The organism is Actinomadura madurae (genome assembly GCF_900115095.1).
GTDB lineage: Bacteria > Actinomycetota > Actinomycetes > Streptosporangiales > Streptosporangiaceae > Spirillospora > Spirillospora madurae.
Window position 1 is genome coordinate 215239 of sequence record NZ_FOVH01000003.1, and the last position, 19329, is coordinate 234567.

The following is a 19329-nucleotide window of genomic DNA, read 5'->3' on the forward strand; positions in this document are numbered from 1 at the left end:
CAGGTCATCCTGTCACGGGCGAGCTGTGAACCTTGCGCCGGTTTCGGGAGTCACCTCTACAATTCCGAGCCGCCCGCCCGTTACGGGAGAGCCATGTACGACGCAAACGCGGGTAACCTTGCACGCCAAGGCATATCTCTCCCTGGCGAGGTGGCGCCGGAGCCTCGCGCCCCACTCCACCGAACCCCGACTTTGTGACGATGAGGGCCATGAGAGGACGTGTACTGGTCGTCGACGACGATCTCGCGCTCGCCGAGATGCTCGGCATCGTGCTGAGGGGCGAGGGTTTCGAGCCCTCGTTCGTCCACGACGGCGACAAGGCGCTCGAGGCGTTCCGGGAGACCCGGCCCGACCTCGTGCTGCTCGACCTGATGCTGCCCGGGGCCGACGGCATCGACGTGTGCCGGCAGATCCGCGCCGAGTCCGGCGTGCCGATCGTCATGCTGACGGCCAAGAGCGACACCGTGGACGTCGTCCTCGGCCTGGAGTCCGGCGCCGACGACTACATCGTCAAGCCGTTCAAGCCCAAGGAGCTCGTCGCGCGCGTCCGCGCCCGGCTGCGGCGCACCGACGAGCCCGCGCCCGAGACCCTGCAGATCGGCGACATCACGATCGACGTCGCCGGGCACTCGGTCAAGCGCGGCGACCGGCACATCCCCCTGACCCCGCTGGAGTTCGACCTGCTGGTCGCCCTCGCCCGCAAGCCCCGCCAGGTGTTCACCCGCGAGGTGCTGCTGGAGCAGGTGTGGGGCTACCGGCACGCCGCCGACACCCGGCTGGTGAACGTGCACGTCCAGCGGCTCCGCGCCAAGATCGAGAAGGATCCGGAACGGCCTGAGATCGTGGTCACCGTCCGCGGTGTCGGTTACAAGGCCGGCCCCGCCTGACCGGCACCGGCATGAGGCCCGACATGAGGAGGGCGAAGCGGCTCGCCCGGCGCGGGCTGGGGACGGTGCGGCGCGTGCTGCGCGGAGCCGCGCGGGCCGCCTACCTGCGGTGGCGCCGGTCGATCCAGGTGCGCGTCGTCACGTCCACGCTGTTCATCTCGGCGATCGTGGTGGCCATCCTGGGCGCGTTCCTCATGCAGCAGGTGTCGTCCGCCCTCATGGACGGCAAGGTCAAGGCGGCACGTCTCCAACTGGACGACGGCCTGGCCCAGGTACAGCGCGACCTCGGAAACTCGGCCGGCGACGGCAGCAGGCTGAACTCGACGATCGACCGGCTGAAAGCCCGCAGCGGCCCGTCCGGGCTCTACGAGGTGTACATCCGCGACACCACCGAGCAGTACTTCGACGGGTACACCACCAACGAACTACGCCAGGAGAGCGTCCCCAAACGGCTGCGCGAAGAGCTGAGGAACGCGCCCGCGGGTGCGCGCGCCTACACCTACGGCAAGCTCTCCTACGTCGGAGACAGGCCGAACGAACGCGGCCTCATCGTCGGCGGCAAGACCGGCCAGTTCGAGCTGTACTACCTGTTCCCCCTCACGGAGGAACAGCAGACCCTGACCAACGTCAGCCGCTCCCTGGCCGGAGTGGGCATCGTCCTGGTGCTGCTCCTGGCGGCCATCGCCTCGCTGGTCACGCGGCAGGTCGTCATCCCCGTGCGGCTGGCCGCCCAGGGCGCGCAGAGGCTCGCCGCCGGGCGTCTCGAAGAGCGCATGAGGGTCCGCGGTGAGGACGATCTGGCGCGCCTCGCCCGCTCCTTCAACGACATGGCCGCGAACCTCCAGGAGAAGATCGGCGAGCTGGAGGACCTGTCGCAGGTGCAGCGCCAGTTCGTCTCGGACGTCTCGCACGAGCTGCGCACGCCCCTGACCACCATCCGCATCGCCGCGGACATGCTCTACGAGAACCGCGACACCTTCGACGACCCGGCCGTCGGGCGCTCCGCGGAGCTGCTGCAGAGCCAGCTGGAGCGGTTCGAGTCGCTCCTGGCCGACCTGCTGGAGATCAGCCGGCACGACGCCGGCGCCGCGACCCTGGACGCCGAGTCCCTCGACATGCGCGACCTCGTCCTGCGGGTCGTCGGCGACATCCAGGGGCTCTCCGAACGCAAGGGCAGCAAGGTCGTCCTGCAGCTCCCCGGCGAACCGTGCATGGCCGAGGTCGACCGCCGCCGCGTCGAGCGGATCCTGCGCAACCTCCTCGTCAACGCCGTCGAGCACGGCGAGGGCGAGGACATCGTCGTCTCCGTCGGCGCCGACCGCGACGCCGTCGCCGTCGCCGTCCGCGACCACGGCGTCGGGCTCAAGCCGGGGGAGGGGCAGATGGTCTTCGACCGCTTCTGGCGCGCCGACCCCGCCCGCGCCCGCACCACCGGCGGCACCGGGCTCGGCCTGTCGATCTCCCGGGAGGACGCGCAGCTGCACGGCGGCTGGCTCCAGGCCTGGGGGGAGCCCGGCGCGGGCTCCCAGTTCCGGCTCTCGCTGCCCCGCGTCGCCGGCGCCGAGCTGCGGGGCTCGCCGCTGCCGCTCGTCCCCCCGGGCGCCGGAGACGCGCGCCCGCTGTTCGCGGAACTGGAGGCCGGCGAATGACCGAGTGCACCGGGGCCCGGCGGGTCACGTGCCTCCTCGTGGTCGCCGTCCTGGCCCTCGGCGGCGCGGGCTGCGCGAACGTGCCGAGCGGCGGCCAGGTGGTCAGCGGCCGGCCCGCCGAGCGCGCCGAGCGCGTCGACGACCCCTACGTCCGGCTCATCCCGGTGAAGCCGCGCCCCGAGTGGGGGCCCGCGCAGATCGTCTCGGGTTTCCTCGCGGCGTCCGCGAGCTTCGACGACGGCCACAAGGTCGCCAAGATGTACCTCGGCGGCCGGACGTCCTGGAACCCGGGCCTGCGGCCGTTCGTGACCGTCCTCTCGAGCCGCATCACCGACCCGCATGTGATCAAGTCGTCCGGCGGGCAGGCGACCGTCCGCGTGACCGGCGAGGAGCTCGGCACCATCACCGCGGACGGCCAGTACACCGCCTCGCCGAAGAACCTCGACGCCACGTTCCAGCTCACCAAGACGCCGCAGGGCGTCTGGCGCATCACCGGCCTCCCCGGCGACGACAAGGCCGGCCTGCTGCTCACCAAGGACGACGTCGAGCGCGCCATGCGCACCGTCAACCTGTACTTCTTCGCGCCCGACCGGCGCACCCTCGTCCCGAACGGCATCTTCCTGCCGGTCGTGAACCGGCAGACCCTGCCGACGCAGCTCGTCCAGGCGCTGCTGACCGGACCGACCTCCTGGCTGACCGGAGCCGTGCAGACCGCGTTCCCCGAGGGCACGCGGCTGCGGCACGGCGTCCGGATCGAGAAGGACGTCGCGACCGTCGACCTCAGCAGGCAGGCCCGCGGCGGCGACATCGACCGGATGTCGGCCCAGCTCGCCTGGACGATGCGGCAGCTCTCGGAGATCAAGTCGCTGCGGCTGCGGATCGACGGCGAGACCGTCGCGCCGGAGGGCATGGACGCCACCCAGGCGGTGAACGGCTGGGAGGGCAACTCGCCCGACGGCGGGGCGCCCCCCGAGAGCGCCCACCAGAACGCCTACGTCGTCGGCCCGTCCGGCTTCCTCGGCACCCTGGAGGGCGACCGCGCCCAGCCCGTCGTGACCGGCCCCGCCGGGAGCCTCTCCCGTCCCGCCGTCGCCCCCGACCACCAGGAGTTCGCCGGGCTGAGCGCGGACGGCGGGCAGGTCCTCGTCGCCGCGCCCGTCACCGGCCAGCCGACGTCCCGCGTCCTGCTGACCGCGCACCGGGGCGCCCGCTTCACGGCCCCGTCCTGGAGCCATGACGGCACGCTGTGGGTCGTGGAGAGCGGCGAGAACGAGTCGTGGCTGTGGGTGCGCCCGCGCGGCGGGCCGCCCGTCCGCGCAGCCCACTGGGGCCTCGGCGGCCGCGAGGTGCTCGCCTTCCGCGTCGCCCGCGACGGCGTCCGCGCCGCGGTGATCGCCCGCGTGGACGGCCGCCCCCAGGTCCAGCTCGGCCGCATCGCCCACGCCCCCGACGGCTCCCTGGACGTGGGCTCGTTCCTGCCGGTGAGCTCCGAGCTCCAGGACGCCGTCGACCTCGCGTGGCGGGACTTCGGCACCCTCGCCGTCCTCGGCCGCGCCAAGCGCGACTCCCAGACCCTCCCGTTCCTGATGCCGATCAGCGGCAGCGCGATCACCTCCCTCGGCGTCGGCTCCCTGGGCGAGCCCCGCACGATCGCCGCCGCCCCGGGCGCCCCGATCCTCATCGGCACCCGCTCGGGCGGCAAGGACCAGATCTGCCGCCAGCGCGCCCCGAGCAACTCCTACAGCCCCTGGATCTGCCCGACCCCGGCCAAGGACCCCACCTACCCTGGCTGACCCTCTGGGGGGCGGCGAGTTATCCACAGTTGAGGGAGCCGGAGACGCCGTCAACGCCGGCGCGGCATCGTCGGGGGCATGAACGTTCTCTCCGACCTGATCGAGTTCCTTCTGCCCGAACGCTGCGCCGGGTGCGGGCTGGCTCCGGCCCTGCTGTGCGACGGGTGCGCCAAGCCCCTGCGGGGGGCGGCACGTCCCGCGAGAACGGCCCCTGCCGGGCTGCCGCCCCCGTGGACCGTGGCGGCCTACGAGGGCCCTCTCAGGACGATCCTGGGCGCCTACAAGGAGCGCGGGCGCACGGCGCTCTCCGTCCCGCTGGGGGAGGCGCTGGCGACCGCCGTCCGCGCCGCCCTCACCCCGGGCCCCGACCCGCCGCTCGTGGTCTGGGTCCCGTCGGGCCGGCGGGCCGTGCGGCGGCGCGGGCACGATCCGCTCCGCGGGGCGGTCGAGGCGGCGGTCCGGCGGCTGCGGGAGAGCGGGGTGCCGGTGACCGCGGTGGACGCGTTACGGCAGCGTGGGAGGGTCGCGGACCAGGTGGGGCTCTCGGTGGCGCAGCGCGCCGCCAACCTCGCCGGGGCCATCGAGGCGCGCGGCTCGCTCGCCGGACGCCCGGTCCTCCTGGTCGACGACGTGGTCACGACGGGCGCGTCCCTCGCCGAGGCCGCGCGGGCGCTACGCGCGGCAGGCGCGGACGTGACGGGAGCGGCGACCATCGCCGCCACTCCACGCCACAGATCCTGGTGACTTTCTTCCCCCGAGCCGTCGGGGATGGCAGTCAGTGACAATGTGTAGAGAGCAGATATCCGCCTTGTCCGTGTTCGCCGTGGGACGTCAGGTAATTCACGTCACATCACGTCATGAGGGAGTAGAGATTTCCCAAACTCACCGCGGCGACAGGACCCCCTGACCTGGCCGGTCACCGGGGCCGCGAGCGCCGGGCGGGCGGGGGCTCACGGCACGTGACGGGCGTCCGCGGGGCGCCCGGGCAACCCGCTGCGGCAGTCATCGATGACGGTCAGTGAGTATTTCCTCCGCCCACCCCCCTGACATTCGTGGCGTAAGGGGTTAGCGTTCCTGACATGGCACCCGCCCGGGTCCGTGGTTGCGTCGGATCGCAGTGCCCGTCAGGGGCACGGCAGACGATCCGGCTAGCCGATGCCAGGCGCAGGCGAAACGGCCCACGTAAGGCGACTTCTCGTCGACCGATCACGGTGCGCCTTAGAGGTAAGTCCTGCCCCGTCGAGGGATCCGACATCCCCCGAACCGGGAGAAGGGCAGTAGTGGCGAGAGCGCCGCGAGCCCCTCAGCAGGCGGATGTGGGGACGAAGACCAGGTCGGCCGGGCGGGTGCGACCCACCGTCCTGTGGTGCCCGTCCGGGGCCGGCCAGGGACCCCGGGCAGGGCGAAGACGCAACCGGGAGAAGGGGGGTCCCGCGTGAACATCACCGTGAGGGGCCGGCACACCGAGGTCAACGACAGGTTCCGTCGGCACGTCGACAACAAACTCGCCAAGATCGAGCGGCTCAACCAGAAGGTCATCCGCGTTGATGTGGAGGTGTCCGAGGAACGCAACCCACGGCTGGCCGACCAGCGCGAAAGGGTGGAGCTCACGATCCGCTCCCGCGGCCCGGTGATCCGGGCCGAAGCCGCCGCCGACGACCGCTACGGCGCCCTCGACCTCGCCCTCGACAAGCTGGAGTCGCGCCTGCGCCGCGACTCCGAGCGGCGCAAGGGCCACGGCGGGAAGGGACGCGCCAAGCTCGCGACGATGGAACCGCTCCCCGAACCGCTCCCGCCCGTGCCTCCCGAACCCGTGAAGCGTCCCGTCGAGGACGAGGTCGTGACCGTCTCGCAGGACGAGAACCTCGTCCCGATCCCCATGGACGGCGACGGCCCCCTCGTCGTCCGCGAGAAGTTCCACAAGGCCGAGCCGATGGGCATCGAACAGGCCCTCTTCGAGATGGAGCTCGTCGGCCACGACTTCTTCCTCTACCGCGACAAGGCCACGAGGCACCCCTCGGTCGTATATAGGAGAAGAGGCTGGGACTACGGAGTCATCAGGCTCGTCGAAGAGTGATGCGGCACTCGCCTCACGTCACCGCGCGAACCATGCCATGATCTGAAAAGGCGCATCAGCCGATCCACGGACGCGGCGCGTCCCGGGAACTTCCCGGGACGCGCGGCGGTTGACCGGGGGACACCCTGAATAGTGAAGGGGGGAAGCGGCGTCTCCTCCACGCCGCGACTCTGGTGAGCGAGAATCCCGAGGCTCGCGACGCCGCGGCGGTACCCCGTCAGTCCGGCGCCGGCGCCACCCCCGCCGACCGGGAGGCGGCCGACCCCATCCGCGTGCTCATCGTCGACGACCACGCGCTGTTCCGCAGGGGCCTGGAGATGGTCCTCCAGGGTGAGGACGACATCGAGGTCATCGGCGAGGGCGGCGACGGGCACGAGGCCGTGGAGATGGCCGGCGACCTGCTGCCCGACGTCGTCCTGATGGACATCCGCATGCCGCGCCGCAGCGGCATCGAGGCCTGCACCGCGATCAAGGACGCCGCGCCCAGCGCGAAGATCGTCATGCTGACCATCAGCGACGAGGAGGAGGACCTCTTCGAGGCGATCAAGGCCGGCGCCAGCGGCTACCTGCTCAAGGAGATCTCCATCGACGAGGTCCCGCAGGCCGTCCGCGCCGTGCACGGCGGCCAGTCGCTGATCAGCCCGTCGATGGCGTCCAAGCTCATCACCGAGTTCGCCGCGCTGGCCAAGCGCAGCGAGGAGCGCACGCAGCAGGTCCCCGCCCCTCGCCTCACCGAGCGCGAGATGGAGGTCCTGCGCCTCGTCGCCAGGGGCCTGGGCAACCGCGAGATCGCCCGCGAGCTCTTCATCTCCGAGAACACCGTGAAGAACCACGTCCGCAACATCCTGGAGAAGCTCCAGCTCCACTCGCGCATGGAAGCCGTCGTCTACGCCGTCCGCGAAAAACTCCTAGAGATCACCTGACCCCACCGCAGGCGCGACCGGTAAAGCGGGTTTGTCGGTGTTGTGTCGTAGCATCGCGGGCGTGGTGGAACTCAGTGCGGACGTGGAACTCAGTGCGGACGTGGAACTCAGTGCGGACGTGGAACTCAGTGCGGACGAGGCGCGGCGGCTTCAGTTGCGGGCCCAGGGGTTTCTGGGGGCGTTCCCGAAGGGGGGCGTGCCGGCGGTGCTGGAGCGGCTCGGGGCCGTGCAGCTCGACACGATCTCGGTCCTGGCGCGGTCGCACGAGCTGGTCCCCTACGCGCGGCTGGGGGCGGTGGGACGGGCCAAGGTCGAGGCCGCCTACTGGGGCAACGGGTCGGCCGATCGCGAGAGGCGTCGTCCGGAGGCGTTCGAGTACTGGGCTCACGCCGCGTCCATCATCCCGATGGCCGACTGGCCGCTGTTCGCGTTCCGCCGCCGGGCCTACGTGCGGCGGGGGTGGCGCTGGCACAAGGTCCCCGAGGGCGTCTGCGATCAGATCCGGACCCGCCTGAAGGCGGACGGGCCGCTCACCACCAAGGAGCTCGGCGGCGCGAAGGCGAGCGCCGAGTGGTGGGACTGGAGCGACCACAAGATCGGCATCGAGTGGCTGCTCGACATCGGCGAGGTCGTGTGCGTGCAGCGGGCCGGGTGGCGCCGGGTGTACGACCTCGCCGAGCGCGCCGTCCCGCCGGAGCTGCTGGCCGAGGAGCCGGACGACGACGCCTGCCTCACCGCCCTGGTCGCCCGGGCGGGGCGGGCGCTCGGCGTGGCCACGCGCGGCGACCTCGCCGACTACTACCGGATCAAGCAGGACCAGGTCGACGCCGTGATCGAGGCGACCGGGCTCGTCCCGGTCGAGGTCGCCGGATGGTCGCAGCGGGCCTGGGCCGACCCGGGCGCGCTGGACGCGCCGCCCAGGGGCAGGCACGCCACCACGCTGCTGTCGCCGTTCGACTCGCTGGTCTGGGACCGCGCCCGCGCCTCGCGCGTGTTCGGCTTCGACCACCGTCTGGAGGCGTACGTGCCGAAGGGCAAGCGCGTCCACGGCTACTTCGCGATGCCGCTGCTCGCCGGGGGGCGCCTCATCGGACGGGTCGACCCCGCCAGGGAGGGGCGCACGCTCATCGCCCGCCAGGTGACCATGGAGCCGTGGGCGACGCGCACGGCCGCGCGGGCGGAGTCGTCGGTGGCGGCCCTCGCCACGGCCCTCTGGCGCGCCGCCTCGTGGGTCGGGTGCGACGACGTGCGCGTGGAGCGGACCACGCTGGCGGCCCCCCTCGTCGACGCCGCCTTGAGGGCCGCCGCTCCGGCCTGACGCGGTCAGCCGTGGGGGGCCTGCTGGGTGTCGGTGGCGACGGGCGTGTCGATGACCTCGCCGGCATCGCCGCCGCGGCGCTTGTCCGAGCGCGAGCCGAACAGGGAGTAGTCGACGATTTCAGGGATGACGCGGGGGGCGTCCACGACGACGTCCGAGAACAGGTGGACCATCCAGCTGACGATCATGCCGATGACGATGACGCCCACGCCGGCGTAGAAGAGGATCCAGTTCGGGCCGAGGCAGAGCGCGACGCCGCCGACGACGAAGCCCACGAAGATGATGGTGACGGCGATCCACGAGCTCGGCCGCCCGGCGTGCGATCCGTGCGACTCTTCGGACATTGCGCCTCCCCTCCTGAGGTGTCAGTGATCCTGTCCGGGACCGGGAAGGTCAAACGGAACACGCGGTGGATTGCGCTCCAGAGTGACCTAGACCATTCTGGGTCTGGCCTACGATGGGCATCGTACGTGTGGTGTGCGCGCCGCCTGGAGCGGTGAACCACGATCTGCAAGGAGCTTTCGAGAGTGCCGCCAGTCATCGACAAGATCCTTCGTGCGGGCGAGGGAAAAACCCTGCGCAAGCTCAAGAAGCTCGCGGATCAGGTCAACTCGATCGAGGAGGACTTCCTCGAGATGAGCGACGCCGAGTTGCGCGAGCTGACCGACAAGTACCGGGAACGTCTCGCCGACGGCGAGACCCTGGACGACCTGCTGCCCGAGGCGTTCGCGACCGCCCGCGAAGCCGCCAAGCGCGTTCTCGGCCAGCGGCACTACGACGTCCAGGTGATGGGCGGTGCCGCCCTGCATCTCGGCAACATCGCCGAGATGAAGACGGGTGAGGGCAAGACCCTGACCTGCGTGCTCCCGGCCTACCTGAACGCGCTGTCCGGCGACGGCGTGCACGTGGTCACGGTGAACGACTACCTGGCCAAGCGCGACGCCGAGTGGATGGGCCGCATCCACCAGTTCCTCGGCATGGAGGTCGGCGTCATCCTCCCGCAGATGACCCCGGACGAGCGCCGAGCGGCCTACAACTGCGACATCACCTACGGCACGAACAACGAGTTCGGGTTCGACTACCTGCGCGACAACATGGCGTGGAGCCTGGAGGAGTGCGTCCAGCGCGGCCACAACTTCGCCATCGTGGACGAGGTCGACTCGATCCTCATCGACGAGGCCCGGACTCCGCTGATCATCTCGGGTCCGGCCGAGCAGAACTCCAAGTGGTACTCGGAGTTCGCCAAGATCGTCCCGCGGCTGAAGCGCGCCGAGCTGATCAGCACGGCCGGGCAGGTGGACGAGTACGGCCCCGGCGACTACGAGGTGAACGAGAAGAAGCGCACCGTCGGCATCACCGAGTCGGGCGTGGAGAAGGTCGAGGACTGGCTCGGCATCGACAATCTCTACGACTCGGTGAACACGCCGCTGGTGAGCTTCCTCAACAACGCGCTGAAGGCCAAGGAGCTGTACAAGCGCGACAAGGACTACGTCGTCATGAACGGCGAGGTCCTGATCGTCGACGAGTTCACCGGCCGCATCCTGCACGGCCGCCGCTACAACGAGGGCATGCACCAGGCCATCGAGGCCAAAGAGGGCGTGGCGATCAAGGACGAGAACCAGACGCTCGCCACGATCACCCTGCAGAACTACTTCCGCCTCTACGGCAAGCTGTCCGGCATGACCGGCACCGCCGAGACCGAGGCGGCGGAGTTCAACAAGACCTACAAGATCGGCGTGGTGCCGATCCCGACGAACAAGCCGATGATCCGCGACGACGTCGCGGACGTCGTCTACAAGACCGAGCAGGCCAAGTTCGAGGCCGTCGTCGACGACATCGCCGAGCGGCACGAGAAGGGCCAGCCGGTCCTGGTCGGCACGACGTCGGTGGAGAAGTCCGAGAAGCTGAGCAAGATGCTCAAGCGGCGCGGCATCCCGCACCAGGTGCTGAACGCCAAGCACCACGAGCAGGAGTCCGCGATCGTCGCGGAGGCGGGCCGCAAGGGCGGCGTGACCGTCGCGACGAACATGGCGGGCCGCGGCACCGACATCATGCTCGGCGGCAACCCCGACTTCCGCGCCGACCTGGAGCTGCACCAGCGCGGGCTGTCCCCGCTGGAGACGCCCGAGGAGTACGAGTCGGCGTGGCCGGAGGCGCTGGAGAAGGCCCAGGAGGCCGTGGAGGGCGAGCACGAGGAGGTCGTCGAGCTCGGCGGCCTGTACGTCCTCGCGACCGAGCGGCACGAGTCGCGGCGCATCGACAACCAGCTGCGCGGCCGGTCCGGCCGGCAGGGCGACCCGGGCGAGTCCCGGTTCTACCTGTCGCTGGAGGACGACCTGATGCGGCTGTTCAACTCCGCCCGCGTCGAGGCGATCATGACCCGGCTGAACATCCCGGACGACGTTCCGATCGAGTCCAAGATCGTCACTAACGCGATCAAGTCGGCGCAGAGCCAGGTCGAGCAGCAGAACTTCGAGATGCGCAAGAACGTCTTGAAGTACGACGAGGTGCTGAACCGGCAGCGCAAGGTCATCTACGCCGAGCGCCGCAAGGTGCTGGAGGGCGAGGACCTCGGCGAGCAGGTCCGCAACATGATCGACGAGGTGGTCGCGGGCTACGTCGCGGGCGCTACGGCGGAGGGCTTCGCCGAGGACTGGGACCTCGAGAAGCTGTGGCAGGCGTTCGAGAAGCTCTACCCGATCTCCGTCACGGTGGACGAGCTGGTCGAGGAGGTCGGCGGCGACATCTCCGGCCTGGACGCCGAGACCCTCGCCGCGAGCATCCGCGAGGACGCGCGGGCGGCCTACGACAAGCGCGAGGAGGAGCTCAGCGCGGACGTCATGCGCCAGCTGGAGCGCCGGGTCGTGCTGAACGTCCTCGACCGCAAGTGGCGCGAGCACCTCTACGAGATGGACTACCTCCAGGAGGGCATCGGCCTGCGGGCCATGGCGCAGCGCGACCCGCTGGTGGAGTACCAGCGCGAGGGCTTCGACATGTTCAACGCGATGCTCGACGGCATCAAGGAGGAGTCGGTCGGCTACCTGTTCAACCTGGAGGTCCAGGTGGACGAGCAGCCGGAGGAGCCCGCCGTCGGCGCCGCGCCCGTCTCGGTCGCCAAGTCGGCCTCCTCGGTCGACCTGGAGAAGGACGCCGAGGAGGACGAGGCCGAGGACGCCGAGGAGGCCAAGGACGCCCCCGCGATCAAGGCGAAGGGCCTCGACGCGCCGAAGCGTCCGAAGAAGCTGGAGTACTCGGCCCCGACCGTCGACGGTGACGGCGGCGTCGAGCACCACAGCGAGGAGGCCGCGGACGAGTACGCGGGCGTGAACCGCAACGACCCGTGCCCGTGCGGCTCGGGCAAGAAGTTCAAGCGCTGCCACGGCGATCCGCGCAACAAGAACAAGTAGGGCGACGCGAAAGGCCCCCCGCACCTGCGGGGGGCCTTTCGCATGTCAGTGGGCGGTCGTCTCCAGCGCCGTGCAGCGCCACCGGCCGCGCGTGTGCTCAAGGCGCAGGGCCAGCGCGTGGACGCGCCCGGCCACGACGGCCACGGCGGCCGTCTCCGCCACACCGGGGGACGGCCGCTGCGACCGCGTCGACAGCACCTTCGGCGGGACGATCCGCCTCCCGCGCCCGCCGGTCGGCCCGCGCCGCGCGGCCATCTCCCGGCACACGGCGGGGACGGCCACGAGCGACAGCTGATGCGCGGGACGCGTCCCTGCCAGCACCTCCACGATGAGCCGCACGGCCGCGTCGGCGACGGCTCGGACCTCGGCGTCGACCCCGTCCCCTGGCCGGACGAGCCGCAGCCCCGGCCTGCGCACCGGGTCCGGGGCGGGCCGCAGCGCCAGCGCCCCGCGCGTGGCGGGCACCGCCGGACGGTAGTGGACGAAACGAACCGCCGCGGGATCGACCGGACGTCCCATGCAAGCCTCCTGATCTCGTTTCGAACAGGAGCCCGGAGATCGGCCGGAAATACGTCGTGGCCGCATGAGGCCGTCCGCGGACACGGCGGCGCCGGAGAGCACGAAGGCCGGAGAGCACGAAGGCGGCGGGACGCGGATGCCGCGTCCCGCCGCCCTTCGGTGCGAGTCCCGGGCCGGGTGCGGGGAGCCCGGGACTCGTGGGAGCCGGACCGGTGCGCCGACCGGCCCGAGATGGGGCGCCGCGGCAGGGGGAGGAGGGGTCCGCGGCGCCCCGGGGGATGGTCAGCCCCCGGCCGGTGCGTCCTGCGTTCCGGCCGTGCCCTTCTTCCCGCCGCCCGGCTCGCTGGCCGCGAGTTCCGGGCTGGCGGCCGGGTCGGCGGCCACCGACTCCTCGCCCTCCGGTTCCCGGCCCGGCGTCGCGAAGTTGAACTTCGTGATCAGGAATCTGAAGATGAAGTAGTAGAGGAAGAAGTACAGGACGCCCATGCCGAGGATGAGCAGGAGTCCCTCGGTGTTGTCCTTGCGGGCGTTCAGCAGGAGGTCGATCAGGCCGGCGGAGAAGCCGAACCCGAGCTGGGCGCCGGCGGCCTCCAGGATGGCCATCGAGATGCCCGTGAGGATGACGTGCACCACGTACAGGACGGGCGCGACGAACATGAACGCGAACTCGATCGGCTCGGTGACGCCGGTGATGAACGCGGTGAGCGCGGCGGAGATCATGATGCCGCCGACCGCGGGACGGCGGTGCTTCGGCGCGGAGTGCCAGATCGCGAGCGCCGCGCCGGGCAGGCCGAACATCAGCACGGGGAAGAACCCGGCGAGGAAGCCGCCCGCGTCGGGGTCGCCGGCCAGGTAGCGGTTGATCTCGCCGTGCACGACGCCGTCCGGTCCCTGGTAGTCGCCGAAGACGAACCAGATGAGCGAGTTCGGGATGTGGTGCAGGCCGAACGGGAGCAGCAGCCGGTTGATGACGCCGTAGACGCCCGCGCCCGCCGCGCCGGCGCCGGTGATCCAGTTGCCGAAGTCGGTGAGCCAGCTGCCGAACACCGGCCAGACGAAGCCGATCACGATGCCGAGGGCGAGGCCCGCGACGGCGGTGATGATCGGGACGAACCGGCGCCCGCCGAAGAACGCCAGCCAGGTCGGCAGCTTGATCCGGTAGTACCGCTGGTAGAGCAGCGCCGCGATGACGCCCATGAGGATGCCGCCGAGCACGTCCGTCGGGTTCTTGGCGCCCCAGTCGATGACCTGCGCCTGCGCGCCGTCCGTGACCTTGGTGATCAGGACGTTGCCCTGCAGCTCGTCGGTGTGCGAGAACATGATCTTGGAGACCCGGTCGAAGACCAGGTAGCCGACCACGGCCGCGAGCGCGGTGGAGCCGTCGGACTTCTTGGCGAAGCCGATCGCGACGCCGACCGCGAAGAGCAGCGGGAGGGCGGCGAACAGCGCGTTGCCGGCCTCGCCGACGATCTCGGCGACCCGGTCCCAGCCGAGGCCGTCGGCGCCCAGCATGTCGGCCTGGCCGAAGCGGAGCAGTAGCGCGGCGGCGGGCAGCACGGCGATCGGCAGCATGAGGCTGCGGCCGATCCGCTGCAGCACCGCGAGGGCGCTCGACCCTCGGCGCGGCGCGGAGTCCACTGTTGTCGCAGTCATCGCGAGGTTCCTCCTCAGGGGTTAGGAGTGCGGCGGGGGGTTTCCGAGGGCCGTGTGGATCTGGTAGCGGTCCGCCCTGTAGGTCGACACGCCCAGCTCGGCGCACACGCCTCCGGTGTACGAGCGGCGTTGCAGGAGCAGCACGGCACTGCCCCGGGTGATCTGCAGGTGCCTGGCGTCGGCGGCGTCGGCCAGGCTGGCGTCGATGGTCTGGTCGCCCGCGTCGAAGACGAGCCCGTAGACCGCTTCGAGGACGCCGTACAGGGAGCGGTCGGCGAGCCTGCGGTCGAGCAGGTCGGGGGCGAGGGAGGCCAGGATGTGCGCGCGTTCGAGGGCCATGGGCTCCCCGTCGGCGGTGCGCAGGCGCTCGATGACGTGGATGGCGGTGCCCGGTTCGACGTCGAAGATCCGGGCGAGGCGCGCGTCGGCGGGGACCGTCCGGCGGTCCAGGTCGATCGCGCCGGGCCGCAGCCCGCGGGCCAGCATGTCCTCGGTGAAGGAGACGAGCCGCAGCGGCATCTCGATCTTGGGCCGGGCGACGAACGTGCCCTTGCCGGGGACGCGGTAGAGCCGTCCCTCGGAGACGAGCTGGTCGACGCCCTGCCGGACGGTCATGCGGGACAGCCCGTACCGGCCGCACAGCTCGCGCTCCGAGGGGATCGGGGCGTCGACCGGCAGCTCCGCGCTCTCGATGAGGTCGAGCAGGATGGCGCGGAGCTGGAAGTACTTGGGTACCGGACTGTGCGGGTCGATCATCGTCACGAGGGTCCTCGACGGCCGGAGCCGGATCGATGGGGGTTCGCGGGTGTTCAGCGGTTCGATGGGCTGGTTGTGTGAGTTTGACGGTTTTAGATTCGGTTCGTACTGGTCTAGGCCGGACTAGACCACAGCATCGAAAGGCATGTCAATGCACGAATTCGTAACGACCTGATCACATGCGGACGACGCCATGATCGGGAAAGGTGCAGGTCAGCCCGGTTTTCCGGAAGGAGCGTCCGGTTCCGCCGGGTCGCCGCCCCGGTCCCGCCGGGTGCGGGGGCCGCCGGCCGAGGTCGACCGGTCCCGGGCCCTGAGGAGTTTCGGTCGACATCTTCAGCTCCATCCGATTCGTGGAGTATGGTGCGTACGATACTGGTCTAGTCCGGACTAGACCAGTTGGGAATCCGGAGGAACGACCCCGCGATCATCGCGTCACGGAGAGTGCGCCCCCATGGCATCACTGCTGATCACGGCCCACCGCATGATCATTACCCCCGCGGGCAGTCCTACCCGTGTCGTCTCCCCGGGATACGTCCGCGTCGAGGACGGCGTCATCGCCGAGGCCGGCGAGGGACCCCCGCCCCGCACCCCGGACACCGAGCTGCCCGACGGCCTCCTCGCGCCCGGACTGGTCGACCTCCAGGTGAACGGCTTCTTCGGCCACGACATGGCCGACGCCGACGAGTCCGGCTGGCACACCGTCGTCTCCCGCCTCCCCGAGACCGGCGTGACCGCGTTCCTCCCCACCTTCATCACCGCGCCCGTAGCGAAGCAGGCCGAGTCCCTGCGGCGCGCCCGCGACCTGATCGCCGGTCTGCCCCCTGGGACGCGCGTCCTCGGCGTCCACCTCGAAGGCCCGTTCCTGTCGCAGAAGCGCAAGGGCGCGCACAACGCGGCCCACCTGACCGACCCCGAGCCCGAGGCGATCAAGACCCTGCTGGAGACCGGGCTGGTCAGGCTGGTCACGCTCGCCCCGGAGCGGAACGGCGCGCTCGACGCGATCCGCACCCTGACCGAGGCGGGCGTCCTGGTGAGCGTCGGGCACAGCGACGCCACCGCCGCGCAGGTCTCCGCCGCGGCCGACGCCGGAGCCCGCAAGGTCACCCACATCTTCAACGCGCAGAGCGGCGTCCACCACCGCGACCCGGGCGTCGCCGTGCAGGCGCTCATCGACGACCGGCTCAGCCCCGGCCTCATCCTCGACCTGCACCACGTCTCGGCCCCGGTCGCCGAGCTGGTGTTCCGGGCCGCGGCGGGACGGGTCGTGCTCGTCACCGACGCCGCGGCGGCCGCCGGGATGCCGCCCGGCACCTACGACCTCGGCGGCGAGCCCATCACCATGCCCGAGCAGGGCCCGCCGCTGCGCGCCGACGGCACCATCGCCGGGTCCGGCCTCCGGCTGGACGAGGCGGTCGGCAACGCGATCGGCCTCGGCCTCGGCGAGGCCGCCCCGGTGGACGCCGCGACCCGGGTCCCGGCCGACCTGGTCGGACGTCCCGATCTCGGCCGGATCGCCCCCGGCGCCGCCGCCGACCTGGTCTGGCTGGGCCCCGGCCACCGGGCGCGTACCACATGGGTCAACGGGCAGAACGTCTTCGGAGGGGGATCATGACCAGTCAGATGCGCGCCGAGATCGGCGAGCAGCCGGACGCGCTGCGCCGGACGATCGACGCGCTCCTCCCGCGCACCGCCGACATCGCGGCGCTGGCGCGGGAGACCCGGCAGGTGCTGTTCATCGCGCGCGGCTCCTCCGACAACGCCGCGGTGTACGGGCGCTACCTCGTGGAGGCGCACGCCGGGCGGCTGGCCACGCTCGCCGCGCCGTCCATCGCGACGACCTACCGGCGCCGGCTCGACCTGGACGGCGTGCTGGCCGTGGCGATCAGCCAGTCCGGCAAGACCGAGGAGATCGTCGAGACCCTCGACTGGGCGAAGGACTGCGGCGCCCGGACCGTCGCGGTCACCAACGGCGCCGGGTCCCCGCTCGCCGAGGCCGCCGAGGTCGCGCTGGTCACCAGCGCGGGCGAGGAGATCGCCGTCCCGGCCACCAAGACCTACACCACCCAGCTCGCCGCGCTGTCGGTGCTCGGCCTCGGCCTCGGCGCGGACGTCGCGGTGGACGAGCTGCGCCGCGTCCCCGACGAGGTCGCCCGCATGATCGCGCAGACCGAGGCGTCTCCCGCACTGCCGGAGATCGTCGAGGAGCTGGCGAAGGTCCCGGGCGCGGTGGTGTCCGGCCGCGGCATCGCGTTCGGCACCGCGCTGGAGCTGGCGCTGAAGCTCAAGGAGGCGTGCTACCTGCACGCCATGGGCCTGTCGTACGCCGACCTGCTGCACGGCCCGATCGCCGTCGTGGACGGCCAGACCCCCGCGCTGCTGGTCGCGGCGGACTCCGGCCCGACGCTGCCGGGTACCGTGGCGCTGGCCGCGCGGGTCGAGGGCGCGGGCGCCCGCGCCTTCGGCGTCGGCGGCGGCTCCGAGCTGGCGCGGGTGTGCTCGGCCGCGCTGCCGGGCCCCGGCCTGCCCGAGTGGGTGGCGCCGCTGGGGCTCATCGTCCCCGGGCAGATCATGGTCGAGAACCTGGCCCGCCGGCTCGGCGTCGACCCCGACGTCCCGCGCGGGCTGAACAAGGTCACCCAGACCGACTGAGAGAAGAGAGAAGCCAGCATGGACAAGGCCGAGGCCATCATCGCGGCGCTGGGCGGCGCCGACAACATCGTCGAGATCGAGCCGTGCGCGACCCGGCTGCGCACCGAGGTCTCCGACGCCGGCAAGGTCGACGACGCGGCGCTGAAGAAGGCGGGCGCGTTCGGCGTCATGCGCAGCGGAACCGTCGTCCAGGTCGTCGTCGGCCCGGAGGCGGACACCATCGCCAGCGACATCGAGGACATCCTCGACTGACCCCCGAGGGGACCCCCAATGACCCGAGTACTCTCACCCGTCGCCGGGCGGGTCGTCGGCCTCGCCGGCGTCCCCGACCCGGTGTTCGCCCAGGCCATGGTCGGGCCGGGCACGGCGGTCGACCCCGAGCGCGGGCGCGGCCCCGCCCTCGCCCCGGTCACCGGGAAGATCGTCAAGCTGCACCCGCACGCGTACGTCGTGGTGGACGAGGAGGGCCACGGCGTCCTCGTGCATCTCGGCATCGACACCGTCAAGCTGAAGGGGCAGGGGTTCGAGCTCCTCGCCGCCGAGGGCGACGAGGTCACCGCAGGCCAGCCGGTCGTCGGGTGGGACCCGGCCGTGATCGAGGCGGGCGGGCGCTCGCCGATCTGCGCCGTGGTCGCGCTGGACGCGGGCGCCGACGCCCTGTCGGACGTGGTCGAGTCGGGCGAGGTGACCAAGGGGGACGAGCTGTTCACATGGAGCTGAGCGCATGGCGGTGATCGGCCTCGGCGCGGCCGTGTTCGACCTGGACGGAACCCTGATCGACACCGAGCCGCGCAACCGGGTGATGTGGTCGCGGCTGTTCGAGGCGCACGGCGTCCCGCACGACGAGGCGCTGATCGCCTCGTTCGCGGGGCGCCGCGGGCAGGAGGTCCTGGAGGACCTCGCGCACCTGTTCCCCGGCCGGACGGTCGAGGAGCTGTTCGCGCAGGCGCTGTCCTACGAGTCGGTGCCGGGGATGCCGGCCGCCGCGCCCGTCCCCGGCGCCGTGGACCTCGTCCGGTCCCTGGCGGACGCGGGCGTGCCGCTGGCGGTGGTGACGTCCGGGCAGCGCCCCTACGCCGAGGGGCTGCTCGCCGAGCTGGGCATCCGCGACCTGCTCGACATCGTGGTGACCGCCGGGGACGTCGTCACCGGCAAGCCGCATCCGGAGGGGTACCTGGCCGCCGCGCGCGACCTGGACGTCCCGCCGCAGGAGACGATCGGGTTCGAGGACGCCCCCGCGGGCGTGGCGGCCGTGAAGGCCGCGGGCATGACCTGCGTGGGCGTCATCACCACGCAGCCGGCGGGCGCGCTGGCCGACGCCGACCACGTGGTCGCCGATTTCAAGGAAGTGGACGTCGTGCCGGGCCCCGCGCTGCGGGTGCGCCGGCCCGTCGCCGGGCTATAGCGAGAAGGAGTGTGCGGTGACCGAGCGCAACGTCAAGATCGAGTCCAGGGTGGGGCTGCACGCGCGGCCGGCCGCGCTGTTCGTCCAGACCGCGGCGAAGGCCCCGATGGACGTGACCGTGGCCAAGCGCGGCGGCACCCCGGTGAACGCCAAGAGCATCCTCGCCGTGCTGGGGCTGGACGCGCGGCACGGCGAGGAGATCGTGCTGTCCGCCGAGGGCGAGGGCGCCGAGGAGTTGCTCGACGGGCTGCAGAAGCTGCTGTCCACGCCGGAGCCAGAGGAGGCCTGAG

General features: G+C 71.6%; 18 protein-coding genes. 14 read left to right on the plus strand and 4 right to left on the minus strand.

From position 1 onward, the window contains the following. Window positions 1–209 precede the first annotated feature (209 nt). The 7 genes from mtrA to BM339_RS10635 all read left to right on the plus strand — a co-directional run bounded on the left by mtrA (window position 210) and on the right by BM339_RS10635 (window position 8647). Window positions 210–887 carry an MtrAB system response regulator MtrA gene (gene mtrA / locus BM339_RS10605; RefSeq protein WP_021598338.1) on the plus strand — a complete coding sequence of 226 codons (678 nt, stop codon included), beginning with the start codon at window positions 210–212 and terminating at the stop codon, window positions 885–887. A 23-nt stretch (window positions 888–910) separates the two neighbouring features. Then, on the plus strand, window positions 911–2536 hold the full coding sequence (mtrB, locus tag BM339_RS10610) for an MtrAB system histidine kinase MtrB (protein WP_075020731.1): 1626 nt from the start codon (window positions 911–913) through the stop codon (window positions 2534–2536). After that, window positions 2533–4329 carry an LpqB family beta-propeller domain-containing protein gene (locus BM339_RS10615; protein WP_075020732.1) on the plus strand — a complete coding sequence of 599 codons (1797 nt, stop codon included), beginning with the start codon at window positions 2533–2535 and terminating at the stop codon, window positions 4327–4329. The genes mtrB and BM339_RS10615 overlap by 4 nt, the downstream gene beginning before the upstream one ends. Before the next feature lie 78 nt (window positions 4330–4407). Next, complete coding sequence (locus BM339_RS10620; protein ID WP_024934327.1) at window positions 4408–5073, plus strand: ComF family protein; 666 nt, start codon at window positions 4408–4410, stop codon at window positions 5071–5073. A gap of 691 nt (window positions 5074–5764) precedes the next feature. After that, window positions 5765–6406, plus strand: a complete 642-nt coding sequence (gene hpf / locus BM339_RS10625; protein ID WP_075020733.1) for a ribosome hibernation-promoting factor, HPF/YfiA family — start codon at window positions 5765–5767, stop codon at window positions 6404–6406. Window positions 6407–6579: 173 nt separating this feature from the next. Next, entirely contained in the window at window positions 6580–7329 is a 750-nt protein-coding gene (locus tag BM339_RS10630; protein WP_021598985.1) for a response regulator, read from the plus strand. 61 nt (window positions 7330–7390) lie between these two features. Further along, window positions 7391–8647, plus strand: a complete 1257-nt coding sequence (locus BM339_RS10635; RefSeq protein WP_256255291.1) for a winged helix-turn-helix domain-containing protein — start codon at window positions 7391–7393, stop codon at window positions 8645–8647. 5 nt (window positions 8648–8652) lie between these two features. On the opposite strand, the gene BM339_RS10640 is transcribed toward BM339_RS10635, so the two are convergent. Next, a complete protein-coding gene (locus BM339_RS10640) occupies window positions 8653–8991 on the minus strand; it encodes an HGxxPAAW family protein (RefSeq protein ID WP_021598983.1) in 339 nt (112 codons plus the stop codon). A 183-nt stretch (window positions 8992–9174) separates the two neighbouring features. Between BM339_RS10640 and secA the strand changes: the two genes are divergently transcribed. Then, window positions 9175–12054, plus strand: a complete 2880-nt coding sequence (secA, locus tag BM339_RS10645) for a preprotein translocase subunit SecA (protein WP_075020734.1) — start codon at window positions 9175–9177, stop codon at window positions 12052–12054. A gap of 45 nt (window positions 12055–12099) precedes the next feature. Here the strand turns inward: secA and BM339_RS10650 are convergent, their stop codons facing one another. From BM339_RS10650 to BM339_RS10660, 3 genes are all read right to left on the minus strand, one after another. Beyond that, entirely contained in the window at window positions 12100–12573 is a 474-nt protein-coding gene (locus BM339_RS10650; protein WP_075020735.1) for an Rv3235 family protein, read from the minus strand. A 282-nt stretch (window positions 12574–12855) separates the two neighbouring features. Next, a complete protein-coding gene (locus BM339_RS10655; RefSeq protein ID WP_024934330.1) occupies window positions 12856–14226 on the minus strand; it encodes a PTS transporter subunit EIIC in 1371 nt (456 codons plus the stop codon). Between the two features lie 21 nt (window positions 14227–14247). Beyond that, entirely contained in the window at window positions 14248–14982 is a 735-nt protein-coding gene (locus BM339_RS10660; protein ID WP_024934331.1) for a GntR family transcriptional regulator, read from the minus strand. Window positions 14983–15436: 454 nt separating this feature from the next. Here BM339_RS10660 and nagA point away from each other — a divergent pair, with 454 nt between their 5' ends. The 6 genes from nagA to BM339_RS10690 are packed head-to-tail and all read left to right on the plus strand — an operon-like array spanning window position 15437 to window position 19328. After that, window positions 15437–16597, plus strand: a complete 1161-nt coding sequence (nagA, locus tag BM339_RS10665) for an N-acetylglucosamine-6-phosphate deacetylase (RefSeq protein WP_075020736.1) — start codon at window positions 15437–15439, stop codon at window positions 16595–16597. Beyond that, window positions 16594–17634, plus strand: a complete 1041-nt coding sequence (locus BM339_RS10670; protein WP_083597538.1) for an SIS domain-containing protein — start codon at window positions 16594–16596, stop codon at window positions 17632–17634. The genes nagA and BM339_RS10670 overlap by 4 nt, the downstream gene beginning before the upstream one ends. 18 nt (window positions 17635–17652) lie before the next feature. Beyond that, window positions 17653–17886: a PTS sugar transporter subunit IIB gene (locus tag BM339_RS10675; RefSeq protein ID WP_021597043.1), complete on the plus strand. Its 234-nt coding sequence runs from the start codon at window positions 17653–17655 to the stop codon at window positions 17884–17886. Between the two features lie 18 nt (window positions 17887–17904). Beyond that, the gene (locus BM339_RS10680) at window positions 17905–18354 is read left to right on the plus strand and encodes a PTS sugar transporter subunit IIA (protein ID WP_021597044.1); all 450 of its coding nucleotides are present in this window, start codon (window positions 17905–17907) and stop codon (window positions 18352–18354) included. A 4-nt stretch (window positions 18355–18358) separates the two neighbouring features. Further along, the gene (locus BM339_RS10685) at window positions 18359–19039 is read left to right on the plus strand and encodes an HAD family hydrolase (protein WP_021597045.1); all 681 of its coding nucleotides are present in this window, start codon (window positions 18359–18361) and stop codon (window positions 19037–19039) included. Between the two features lie 16 nt (window positions 19040–19055). Beyond that, window positions 19056–19328: an HPr family phosphocarrier protein gene (locus BM339_RS10690; protein WP_021597046.1), complete on the plus strand. Its 273-nt coding sequence runs from the start codon at window positions 19056–19058 to the stop codon at window positions 19326–19328. The last annotated feature ends 1 nt before the right edge of the window (window position 19329 follow it).

Bases quoted from the DNA above. Each gene is read 5' to 3' on its own strand.
- mtrA (WP_021598338.1), top strand. From the start codon at position 210: ATGAGAGGACGTGTACTGGTCGTCGACGACGATCTCGCGCTCGCCGAG.
- mtrB (WP_075020731.1), top strand. From the start codon at position 911: ATGAGGAGGGCGAAGCGGCTCGCCCGGCGCGGGCTGGGGACGGTGCGG.
- BM339_RS10615 (WP_075020732.1), top strand. From the start codon at position 2,533: ATGACCGAGTGCACCGGGGCCCGGCGGGTCACGTGCCTCCTCGTGGTC.
- BM339_RS10620 (WP_024934327.1), top strand. From the start codon at position 4,408: ATGAACGTTCTCTCCGACCTGATCGAGTTCCTTCTGCCCGAACGCTGC.
- BM339_RS10640 (WP_021598983.1), bottom strand. From the start codon at position 8,991: ATGTCCGAAGAGTCGCACGGATCGCACGCCGGGCGGCCGAGCTCGTGG.
- BM339_RS10650 (WP_075020735.1), bottom strand. From the start codon at position 12,573: ATGGGACGTCCGGTCGATCCCGCGGCGGTTCGTTTCGTCCACTACCGT.
- BM339_RS10655 (WP_024934330.1), bottom strand. From the start codon at position 14,226: ATGACTGCGACAACAGTGGACTCCGCGCCGCGCCGAGGGTCGAGCGCC.
- BM339_RS10660 (WP_024934331.1), bottom strand. From the start codon at position 14,982: ATGATCGACCCGCACAGTCCGGTACCCAAGTACTTCCAGCTCCGCGCC.
- nagA (WP_075020736.1), top strand. From the start codon at position 15,437: ATGGCATCACTGCTGATCACGGCCCACCGCATGATCATTACCCCCGCG.
- BM339_RS10670 (WP_083597538.1), top strand. From the start codon at position 16,594: ATGACCAGTCAGATGCGCGCCGAGATCGGCGAGCAGCCGGACGCGCTG.
- BM339_RS10675 (WP_021597043.1), top strand. From the start codon at position 17,653: ATGGACAAGGCCGAGGCCATCATCGCGGCGCTGGGCGGCGCCGACAAC.
- BM339_RS10680 (WP_021597044.1), top strand. From the start codon at position 17,905: ATGACCCGAGTACTCTCACCCGTCGCCGGGCGGGTCGTCGGCCTCGCC.
- BM339_RS10685 (WP_021597045.1), top strand. From the start codon at position 18,359: ATGGCGGTGATCGGCCTCGGCGCGGCCGTGTTCGACCTGGACGGAACC.